Annotated in this window: 3 protein-coding genes and 1 pseudogene; all 4 read left to right on the top strand. The window is 38.9% G+C overall.

Features of this window, described 5'->3' with window-relative positions; all coding sequences use genetic code 11:
• Positions 1–372 precede the first annotated feature (372 nt).
• Positions 373–708: a hypothetical protein gene (locus V7K55_RS25205; protein WP_334835720.1), complete on the top strand. Its 336-nt coding sequence runs from the start codon at positions 373–375 to the stop codon at positions 706–708.
• A gap of 205 nt (positions 709–913) precedes the next feature.
• A complete protein-coding gene (locus V7K55_RS25200) occupies positions 914–1,714 on the top strand; it encodes an isopentenyl phosphate kinase (RefSeq protein ID WP_334835718.1) in 801 nt (266 codons plus the stop codon).
• 706 nt (positions 1,715–2,420) lie between these two features.
• Complete coding sequence (locus V7K55_RS25195; protein ID WP_334835716.1) at positions 2,421–10,223, top strand: LamG domain-containing protein; 7,803 nt, start codon at positions 2,421–2,423, stop codon at positions 10,221–10,223.
• Positions 10,224–10,437: 214 nt separating this feature from the next.
• Positions 10,438–11,227: pseudogene (locus V7K55_RS25190) on the top strand (ISNCY family transposase); the annotation flags it as partial.

The following is an 11,227-nucleotide window of genomic DNA, read 5'->3' as shown; positions in this document are numbered from 1 at the left end:
GCCAGGGCAAGATAGTCGTAACTCTTAACCCCATGCCCGCAGTTCAGGGATAGTCAGATGTTTGGTAGTAGATTTGGCTGGGGTAAGAGTACCGTCATCAGGGCGGCCGCATCATGTCAATAAGTAAGGTATATTCTCAATAGAGTCAAAAGTAATGTCATTAACTCTTGCTTATTGCTAAGGTTTTAGGCGATCGCTTCGGGGCTTAAAAAATAATCAAACGCGAAATCCTGATTTTTTCGTTCCTTCTTAACCTTCGTTGTGATCAAGAGTAATTTAGATGCGTTTGCCCTGGTACCGTCATTGGTAGTACCCAATTGATTTATCTGTAGTTGCTTCAATGGTTCTTCGAGTTTTTCTTAAAGCAGTAAAGTGGGTACAACCCCTGATGTGGTGCAACGTGAAGATGGGTCTTGGTTGTTAGATGGATTGTTGCCAATTGATGAGTTGAAAGAGATTTTAGATATCAGAAAAAAACTTTTAGTACAAGGATTTAAGCAATGGCAAAGATTCAGCAGACTTGGCAACGTAGGCTGCACTTTTATCCTTAAAGGTTGTTTGAAAAGGGTCGGCTTGAGCCTCAAGTCCGACTCAGAGGCGCGATCTCAAATCCCAAAATTCCGATTCTCTCGTGGCAGTTTCTCGGTAGCCAGGGTAGTCAAACACACATTTGAAGATTTTTCAAATATCCTCCAATGCACAAACTAATTTATTAAAAATGGTGTACTCCCAACTTCCAGCTATCCATTGATAACTCAGATGTAACACAATTTCTGCATTATTTTGTAACTAAAATTTACTGTTTCCTTTCATGCTTTTTGTTAAATTGTGTTGAAATTACTAGTAATTTTGATTTTTTTGTTTAGAATTAGTTTGCTATAAGTTTTTGTCTTTCCTTATTTAATATTTTATTATGGAACTAGTATTGGTGAAGCTAGGAGGTTCCTTAATTACTGACAAGGATAAACCTTATACTGCTCGAAGAGAAGTTATAACACAGCTGGTTGAGCAAGTGAGCCTAATCAAACATGAAAATCCTAATCTGAAACTGATTATTGGTAACGGTGCTGGTTCTTTCGCACACCAATCAGCGAATAAATATAATACAATTAATGGTTTTTCATGTGATGAAGAAAAACTAGGGTTCTGCTTAGTTCACCAAGATGCTTTAGATTTAAATTTCCTACTAGCTAAAAGTTTTTTACAGGCAGGTTTACCAGTGGTAAGTTTGCCACCTATTACTATGACAATAACTCATAATAAGAAACTGTTTAAGAGTGACTTTAGTGTGATAGAAAGTAGTCTACAAGTAGGTTTAATTCCTTTAGTTTTCGGTGATGTAGTTCTAGATCAAGCTATTGGTGGTACTGTCTTTTCGACAGATGCAATGCTTGCAGAACTAGCGAAATACTTCTATCTTCAAGGTAATTTTAAAGTTAGACTAATAAATGTTGGGAATTATGCAGGTGTATATGACCAAGAGGGGCAAGTAGTTTCCAATATTACTCAAGCTAACTATTCTCAGATTAAACCTTTCTTGGGCAAGAGCAAATCAGTAGATGTTACTGGCGGGATGGCGAAGAAAGTTGAGGAGTTTTTCACTATTTCTAGTTTAGGGATTGACTGCTGGATAATTGATGGGAATATTCCAGGGAATTTAGCCTCTTCAGTTTTAAGTACGCCAACTCTAGGCACTTTAATTAGGGCATTTTAACTAAAATGATTTCAAAAGTGTTGGTAGTTAATCCGAATTACTTACCTTTAATCCTTTGGAGATAACTCATTGAGAAAGGCAGAGGGCAGTTCTTGCTGAAGGCAGCTATGAATCTATCCCACTAATAAATTTCTGCGAACCCAGATGTGAACTCTCGCTAAGACGGAAACCCTTATAACTTCGCCGCCAGCAATTCTCATTTTGAAAAAAATCAGAAAAAATTCTGTTATTTAAATAGAGAATTTGTGCTGAAGCATGATTTTCTGACAGATAATTATCATCCGACGTTGGAGATAGACAGGCTTGAATAAATTTGTCTATGAAAAATCGATTTCAACTGATAAATCTAGATAAAATTCAACCAAATTTTAAGTTCAATCGAACGATTAAATAAGCCAAAAAGTCTATTTTTACTATGCTTTAATTAAGAAAAATAAAAATTTTGAATTGATTAATCCTTCAAGGTCATTGCCCCCACTGATTCAAATAATCAGTGGTCTACAATCACTTGTAAGGGTTTTGAGCAAGCTAGAAGTGTAATTTTGAATTGATTTGACAGGGAAGGCAAAATGGCCTTTTCCACATACCGTGAAAAATCAAACTTTGCGTAAGTCCTGATGAAATTTACTAAACTTAATTATTGTCAATGTCAAATCAACTATACAATGACTAATCTAGCTGCGTAAGTGCTGACTACAAGAAAAATATGCTACTTAAACAAGAACAAATCCAATACATCAACAGCATCACTCATGCGGGTAAAGTCGTCTTATTCGGTACAGATACTCAGGGCAAGGTTTGGTATACAATCAAACAAGATGGCTTTGAAGATAGTTATCTCAACACACCGCCTGAACAGCGTAACGGTTGGGAAAATTGGCAAGTATTGGAGTTTCCTAATGAAGCAAAAGATGATGCTTCTGTAGTGGCTAAGGAAACTAACGAATTAACCTATCAAGAAAATAACAGTCAGTTTATCTTACGTTCTCGTTATCGTACCCAAGACCAAACCGCCGTTGCACCTGTACAATTAGTATCGGGGACAGAACATCTTTATGTATTCCGTCAATCTAAACAGAATACCCTGTTATGCGATCGCTATGTGTTAGATGGTATTGCTAATAAATTAGTCCGCAAACTGCAAGTTCGTTTCAAGCGCAGTGGACAAAGGTTTGCAGCCAGTGAAAAGATGCAGCAAGGGATTGGCGGATTAAAAAATATTGACTCCGTTGACTATCGTGATGCTAATGGTATTCCTTTCTATGAACCCACTAGCGAATTAAGTTTTATTAATAATCTTCAGAAAGGTTGGTTTTCTGTAGTCCAGTTACCCACCGTAGAACTCGATCAATATCGGTGGCATATTTTCGCCTATAATAGCCAAACTCAAAAAGTTGAACTTTCTTCCCTACGAGTTTCGGATGAAGGATTATTTGATGTTCAAGATTACACGATTTTTGAGCCAAAATCGGAAGATGATCCAACTCTGATTTCCCGTAATATTGCCGGAATTATTAAACGCACCCTTGACTTAAATGTACAAGTTGGCAATGGCATTACGGCGACCAAATATTATGTCCAAACCTCACAACAAACCGAAGCGGGAACGCAATTAATGCGAGATGCTACTAAGGTAATGTTAGGAATTGTCACCACTCAAGGAAATGTGGCTACCATTAGCTTTGCCGCTTTAAATGATGGCACATTATCTCAAATTAATGATACTGCTGCTACCCAAACACTCCGTAGTAATGTTCGGGATGTTTTACTTCCTCTTAATACTTTAGATCAGATTAAAAGCTTTGGCATTGCTAGTCCACCAGCAGAAGGAACAATTACCGCTTTTAATCGAGTTATTGAAGATGGTGTTGCCACTGTTCAAATTACCTCTGCTGAAACTGCTATTCTCAAAAATAATCAGCAAATTTACATCCAAAATACCAGTGCTTATGATGGTCACTACACCATTACCAAAATTGATAATACTACCTTTGAAATTAATGCCCCTTGGGTAGAACTTAGCAGTTCTAGTAATAGTAAATTAGGAACATGGCAAGCAGTACCTCCCAAAGAACAAGCAGTAATATTTGATGGTATTATCACAGGTTATGAACTGATTGCTAATGGAAAACTGCGAGTCAAAGCCGAAAATCATGGCTTAGAAAATGGCGATGAAGTCCAGATTTTTGATACCACAAATTATGATGGGACTTATGCCATTACTAAGATTGACAATCAAAACTTTGCCGTTAATAATCTGACTTGGCAAAACGGAGAAGCCGTTAATTTAAAACTCCAGTCTTTAAAACGGCGCGGTATTGTTTTAAATGGGGTAGATAGTTATGTGGAACTTCCCCCTGCAAGTATGCCCATTGGGAATGAAATTACGATCACTTTTTGGGCAAAAGGTAGCAATTCCTTACCAAAAGAAAATTGTATTATTTATGCCAATGGGGTGAATAATGAGCGAGTTTTGAATATCCATTTGCCTTGGACTAACGGTTCAATTTACTTTGATTGCGGTGCAGATGGTAATGAATTTGATCGCATTGAAAAATTCGCCCAACCAACTGAATATAAAGGGGAATGGGTACATTGGGCGTTTACCAAAAATGCGAAAGCTGGAGAAATGAAAATTTATCGCAATGGCATATTATGGCACAGTGGTACTGGCTGTAATCGCCCACTTTCTAAAACTGCAATCTTGCATTTAGGAAAACTTGCGACAGCGAACAGTTATTACTATGAAGGTACTGTATCAGAACTTTGTATCTGGAAAGTTGCTCGTAGTGGCAAAGAAATCAATAATAGTATGTACTTGCAACTCACTGGACAAGAACCAAATTTAGTGGGTTATTGGCGTTTAGGTGGCATTGCCATTGATGAAAATAAACAGCGTCAGGTAGTTGATTTTTCTGTTCATCAAAACGATGGTGTCGTTTACGGGGATTGTTATGTCAGTGCTGTCACTCTCAACCGTAAATTAGCAGATGGAAAAACAAATGTAGCACAATATCTCAATAAAGAGTTATTTGCAGTTACTCAACGGGCAACTTATGAAGAAACTTTTGAGTTTAAAGTTGCCCCTCAACTCGATCCCAATAACATTAATGGCAGCAAAATCTTTAAATGCACCTATTGGGGACAAAAAAGCCATCGTTCCGACAAGAAAATTACCTTTGCTGGAGAAATCACTCAAATTCAACCTGCTTCAGAAAGTGGTTGGTATAAAGCTTCTTGTCGGTTTACTGTACCCGATGAAGTTAATTTAGTTCGTTGTTTGGAAATTTCTGAAGTAACAGGAACTTGGACGACCTTAGAAGTCCGTAAACATCGGATTCAGAAGACATCTGATGTTATTACCCAAGCCAGTTATACCGATACTGTGAATTTAACGACTTTGGTGGATAATCAAAAAACATTAGCTGCTAAATTGAAAGAACTGGAATTAAAAGAGAAACAAGAAGGAGCTTTATTTAAGGAAAAACAAGAATTAAAAGCCAAAATTGCAGCTTACAATGCCCAAGCAGAAACTAGAGCAAAGATTGAGATATTAACAGCACAAGTTGCTACCTTAACCACTGAAGAGTCAACACTTTTAGCGAAGTATAACGCTGAAAAAAATAATCCATTTAACTATTATTGTGTGCTTTCTTTTAAAGCAGGAGGAGATAATCAGAGAGTTCAGGTGATTCTCCGCTCTTATTATGGGTTGGAACTTGTAGCACAACCGATTGGCGATTGGCAGAAAGTCAAGTTTGTTTCTACAGATGATGGCTACTATGTTATGTCTTTTAAAGCCGCAGGAGATGATCAGAGAGTTCAGGTAATTGGTCGCTCTTATATGGGGCTAGAACTGGTAGGACATCCGATTGGCGATTGGCAGAAAGTCAAGTTTGTTTCTACAGGTGATGGCTACTATGTTATGTCTTTTAAAGCCGCAGGAGATGATCAGAGAGTTCAGGTAATTGGTCGCTCTTATATGGGGCTAGAACTGGTAGGACATCCGATTGGCGATTGGCAGAAAGTCAAGTTTATTTCCACCGGTGAGCAGACTAATAATAATATTGCGATCGTCTACGACAATTGGCAAGCAAAACTCAAGCAACTCAACCAGGCCAAAGAAGAATTAAACCTCCTAAATTTGGCTATAACTGCTACTGCTACAGATAAAGCTGCTTGGGATAATTATCTAGCTCAAGTTATCCAAGAAATTACCACCATTCAAACTCAGTCAAACACCTTAAACAATGACTTTCTCAATAGAATAAAAAACAATCAACAAACTCCGCAAATCATGCCCGCCATTGCTTCTTGCGGAGATTTAGTAACAACAGGGGCAGTGCTAGATTTTATTGATTCTGCAAGTCGGGTAACAGCTTTAGAAACCTGTGAAGGGATGGTGCAGTTAAGTTATTTCGATCAACAAGGAAAACTCCGGCAAAGTATTTTTGATGCCACTGCTGATGAAGTCAATAGTTACTTTGAAGAGTGGTTGCCGGATCAGTATCCCATCTGTTTAAACTGCGATAGTGGCACAAAAAAAATTACTTTAGGTACAAGCGGAATTTATCTAGGGGATAACTGGACAATAGAAGCGAATTTTGTCTATCCTTTCCCAGATACAGCCCAATGGAATACTTTAATTGCCAAAACCGGAGGCGATCGCCCTGTTGCTGTTCAAGGCAAAAAATATTTGGGTACTTATGTCAACAACACATTTTACTATTGTCTTGTTAATAGCACTTTAGCCAACAATCAAACCAATTCTTATGATTTATCCCTACTTCCTCAAGGTTGGCATAATCTGGCGGTAGCAGGAACAACAGAGACACAAGGATCAACCACCATCTCAAAAACCATCTTTTATATTGATGGTAAGAAAGTTGGCGAATGTCTAGCCAAAAGTAGCAGCAATATTCAACAAATCGGCAATACAGAAGCTGGAGGTGAAGCTTTTGGTAAAATCTCCGAAATCCGATTCTGGAATCTATCCCTCGAAGATACAGAAATTCAGGCAAATAGCCAAGTTTATTTAACCGGAAATGAACCCGGATTAACGGCTTATTATCGCCTGAATGAAGGTTCTGGTACTCAAGCACGGGATTACACAGGCAAGGGCAATAACGGCACAATTGTCAGTGAAAATTGGTTCGGTAATACCAAAACTTTAGCCTCTCCCATTTCCCAAGTGATGAACTTTTCTGGCAATGGCAGCTATATCAATATTCCATCTACTGTCCTCAATAACCGTTCTGCTTTTACTCTCGAAGGTTGGATTAAACCTGCATCCTTTGTCGGGAATACAAGTCTTTTTGGTCAGAATGATCTAATTGAATTTGGATTTCAAGCCCAACAACTAGCAGTCTGGACAAATAACTCCGGCTTACTCCAAACTGCTTACTCATATCCTGTTAATGAATGGCATCACGTTGCTGTAGTTGGTGATGCTCAGAAAGTCTATCTTTACATTGATGGGGTGAAGAAAGCAGAGGGAGGAGCTACCACATCTAATTATGGAACTTCCGCCTTTCCAATAGCGATCGCCGCCGGTGTTTGGAGTGGTGGAGACAAAGACCCTTTCACCGGACAAATAGCAGATGTGCGAATTTGGAGTGTAGGCCGTACCCAAGCCGAAATTCAGGCGAACATGACCAAACGCCTCACAGGTAAAGAAACCGGATTAGAGCTTTATTTACCTCTCAATAGCATTTATACCGAAGGCTCAACTACTAAAGTTGTGGAGTTAGTCAAAAACTCTAGTGGCACAGTTTACAATGCTTCTCTAATTACTGCTACTCCTAAAGTAGTTAAAAATTCTGTTTCTACTCTCGTCCCTGTTCCTGCTACCGTATTTGACGGAGTAGATGATTATATCAATTTAGCTAATGCAACCACTTTAGCCTTCCCTGGAACAGCAGCCTATACCATTGAAGCCTGGATTAATGTAGATACAGCAGCCAGCGAGATGATCATTATTTCTAAATGGAATAATGGTGTCAATGGTTCATTCAAATTGTTTGTAGATAGTCAGAAAAAACTCGGAATTAATCACAATGTTGCGCCCTGGGTAATATTATCTTCAGCAACAGCACCAACTGGGAAATTTAATCATGTTGCCGTTACTTATAGTAGCTCCTTGATTAGTTTCTATATCAATGGACAACCCGCAGGTACGGGAACTCTCGGTGTCGGTGGCAAGCCAGATAGCACTACTAATGTTTTGATTGGTGCTTATCATAATCAATACAACCCTTCTGGCTTCTTCAAAGGCAAAATGGGAGAAGTTCGCATCTGGAATAAAGCCCGTACCCAAGCAGAAATTCAGGCGGATATGAATAAACGCTTGGTCGGTACAGAAGCGAATTTGGTGGGATATTGGCGTTTAGATAGTATGACTGGAACTACCGTGACTGGTTTAGTCGGTAGTTTGAATGGCACAGTCAATGGTGGCGCTACCTTAGCAACAACCAATGATCTATCTTTCCCAGGTATGATGAGTGTGTTATCTATTGATTGTTTCCCTCTCAATCAAGGAAAAGGAAGCCTCGTCTTAGATTCAGCGATTACCAGCGTTGAATATGGGACTTATGATGTTGATCCCATCAGCAAACAAAAAGCAGCCATGATGCGTCGAATGTTTGCTTATCCTACTGGTAAAGGAATAGAAGTTCTCATGGATAAACGGATTGAAAGTTTAGAGTTACTTTGGATTGGTAATGCCCAATTTAAACCGACCTTGCTCGGTTATATAGAAGGTGCGCCTCCTGTTCCCAGTGAAAACATGAATCAGGATGGAGATTATCAATACAACGGCGCAACCAGTGTAGAACTAACGACCACTGAAGATGTGGAATACAGTTGGAATCGTTCTCAAGATGCAGGTTTAGGGGGAAGTGCTGAGATTTTCTTAGGGGCTAAGTCTGAAAGCTCCGCCGGGTTTGGTGTCACTACGGAAATTGAAAATACCAAAGCCGGGTTTAAAGGCACTTTAGATATGAGTTATCAATGGTTGAATGAAAGTAATATTACTTCTAGTTCTTCCTTAGCAATGACCGATCGCCTAGAATTACGAGGTGCGCCCGAAGTAAACGCTCAATTCCCCCAATATGGTCGTCGTTTCATCCCGAAAAATATCGGTTATGCCCTGGTGGTTTCCAGTTTAGCCGATGTCTTTGTTACCCGACTGTCTCGCACTAAGAAAATGGTCGGCTATGAAGTCCGTCCAGTGGAAGATATTCCCCCCGATGTTAATACCATTACCTTCTTAATGAATCCCGCTTATGTGATGAACGGGACATTAGATGGGTTAGTTGGCAGTAGTGCGGCTAACGATCAATTTTATGGTCATGTTCCCCAAATGCGCGCCCAATACGGCTCACTTTATCCGGCTAGTTACTTCCGTTTGATGGAAGCTTACAACCTCAAACAACAAATTGAGAAAGCTGATAAAGAGCGACAATCTTACTTTGATAACTTCAACTCTAATTTAGTTGATGAAACCGCTTTAAATCGTCAAGCGAATCAAGCAACTCCCTTACAGGCGATTAGTTTGAATGAAGGCGCGGAAACCATTAATACTTCTGATCAAGGGACAACCGATGCCCAAAAACAAGCTCAACTCGACCAAATTCAACAAGAAGGTGGAGCCAAACTCCAAGATTTACAAAATCAAGGACAACAACGTAAGCAAGAAATTAGCTCTCGCATTAACGATATTAAACAGCGCACCCATGCTTTAGCCAGTTTTGCAGGTTGGCAAAAAAATATGGAAAACATCCTTGTTCGTTCGGGTAAACGCAATATTGTCAACACTTATGTTTGGGATGCAGATGGCGGTTTACGAGTGGAAGAACAGAGCTTTGCTAATACCGCAGAACATACCATTGGCGGCTCATTTGGACTCAGTGCAGGAGGCGGATTTGAGGGTGATATTACTATTTTCAAAGCTTCCGGTGCGCTGACTGCTTTAGCTACTACTAATATGACTCAAACCATGACTAAAACCCAAGCGAGTAGTAAGGGGATGGAGTTAAAGGTGGATTTAGGCGGTATTGAAGCTTTGGGAATTACCGACGAAAATGATGTTCCCTTCCAACCAGGTGAAAAAGTCGATCGCTTCCGCATGATGAGTTTTTACCTCGAAAATAGTACCAATAACTATTTGGATTTCTTCCGCTATGTTGTCGATCCTGAATGGTTAGCGAGTAATGATGAAGAAGCGCGGGCTTTACGTCAAGTCCAATGTGGTCGTCCGAATAAAACATGGCGGGTTTTGCATCGTGTTACTTATGTAGAACGTCCATCTTTAATGGGTTTTGGGGTAGATATCCGTTCTTTAGACAGTGTAACTTCTTCTCAATCTCGTACAGCTTGGCTGTTTCCAGCGAATACAACCATTTTAGATGAGGTGAAATTAGTGCATGAACGCGTGGATTATTTGGAGCGAGAAAACGCTAAACTCCAAGCAAAATTGGATACAATTCTCGATTGGATAAATAAACACTAAATTGTTTTTTATCCGCAAGACAAAATATTTGTTTTCTTGCACTAACTTTTGGATAAATTTTAATCTTGGTTTGACGACTTTGAACAATAAGGAGTGCTGGTACATCAGTACTCAAGTACTCAAGTCCTTATGGGTATATTGTCATACCCACTGCCTCTCTAAATTGTAGCGGATCGCTCGTGCGATGGGCGATCTTCCAGCTACTACTATCTTTAGGGCTTTTCAAGAAGTCTATGAATGGTTAAATAAAAACGGAGTTTTGAAAAAGTTTCTCTATTTAGATGAAGAAATTATAATAGCAATAGATGGCACGGAATATTTCTCATCAAAGAAAATAAATTGCCCTCATTGTAACTTTCGTAATCATCGAAATGGAACGATAACTTATTTTCATGGCTGTATTACACCTATTGTAGTTTCTCCTAATCAAAAACAAGTCATTAATTTAGAACCAGAATTTATTAAAAAGCAAGATGGGCATCAAAAGCTTTCCTTGTGAAAATGCGGCTGTTAAAAGATGGTTAAATAAGAATCATAAAAACAAGTATGGTTATGCTGTAACCCTTTTAGGCGATGACTTATATTCTCATCACCCTATTTGTGAATTAGCTCTAAAACAAGGTTATAATTTTATTTTTGTTTGTCTGGAAACGCCACATACAACTTTATATGAATGGCTAGAATTCTTAGAAATAAGTGGAGAAGTTACAACCGTTAAAAAGAAACAATGGGATGGGCGAAAAAATCTAATTTATCGTTATGCGGATAGACTTCCATTAAGAAATGAAGACTCAAGTCTCGAAGTTAATTGGTGCGAAGTGACTCTTATTAATGAGAAGACAGAGGAAATTATCTACCAAAATAATTGGATAACTAATCATCAAATCACTGAAAATAATGTTGAAGAAGTTGTCAAAGCTGGGCGCAGCAGATGGAAAGTTGAGAATGAAGGCAATAACGTTCTTAAAAATCACGGTTATAATTTAGAGCATAACTTTGGTCAT

The organism is Nostoc sp. (assembly GCF_036919895.1).
Lineage (GTDB): Bacteria > Cyanobacteriota > Cyanobacteriia > Cyanobacteriales > Nostocaceae > Nostoc.
This window is presented reverse-complemented; position numbering and strand designations above follow the sequence as displayed.

Excerpts from the sequence above, each read along its gene's own strand:
- V7K55_RS25200 (WP_334835718.1), top strand. The coding sequence starts at position 914 with ATGGAACTAGTATTGGTGAAGCTAGGAGGTTCCTTAATTACTGACAAG.
- V7K55_RS25195 (WP_334835716.1), top strand. The coding sequence starts at position 2,421 with ATGCTACTTAAACAAGAACAAATCCAATACATCAACAGCATCACTCAT.